The sequence below is a fragment of the Streptomyces prunicolor NBRC 13075 genome, from assembly GCF_000367365.1.
In the GTDB taxonomy this organism is placed as follows: Bacteria; Actinomycetota; Actinomycetes; order Streptomycetales; family Streptomycetaceae; genus Streptomyces; species Streptomyces prunicolor.
Genome location: NZ_BARF01000199.1, coordinates 1 through 667, shown reverse-complemented (window position 1 = coordinate 667; position 667 = coordinate 1). Strand labels below are relative to the sequence as shown.

Annotated in this window: 1 protein-coding gene; it reads left to right on the top strand. The window is 61.5% G+C overall.

The window, feature by feature from the left end; translation table 11 throughout:
- Positions 1-667, top strand: a 667-nt coding sequence (locus SPR02S_RS54780) for a cbb3-type cytochrome c oxidase subunit I (protein ID WP_019065514.1), incomplete at both ends; no start/stop codon positions are given.

Here is a 667-nt window from a genome sequence, read left to right as displayed (position 1 = left end):
TTCGCGCTGGAGGCGGATCGGAAATTCGGGGCACATGTCTTCGACGCGGCCAATGGCGGTGCGTTGCTGTGGCAACACCTCTTCTGGTTCTTCGGCCATCCAGAGGTGTACATCATCGCGCTGCCGTTCTTCGGCATCATCTCCGAGGTCATCCCGGTCTTCTCCCGCAAGCCGATGTTCGGCTACATGGGACTGGTCGCCGCGACGATCTCCATCGCCGGCCTGTCCGTGACCGTGTGGGCCCACCACATGTACGTCACCGGCGGAGTCCTCCTGCCGTTCTTCTCCTTCATGACGTTCCTCATCGCCGTACCGACAGGCGTGAAGTTCTTCAACTGGATCGGAACGATGTGGAAGGGGTCCCTGTCCTTCGAGACCCCGATGCTCTGGGCCACCGGCTTCCTGATCACCTTCACCTTCGGTGGTCTGACCGGTGTCATCCTGGCCTCGCCGCCGATGGACTTCCACGTCTCGGACTCGTACTTCGTCGTCGCCCACTTCCACTACGTGGTCTTCGGCACGGTCGTGTTCGCGATGTTCTCCGGCTTCCACTTCTGGTGGCCGAAGATGACCGGCAAGATGCTCGACGAGCGCCTCGGCAAAATCACCTTCTGGACGCTGTTCATCGGCTTCCACGGCACCTTCCTCGTCCAGCACTGGCTGGGCG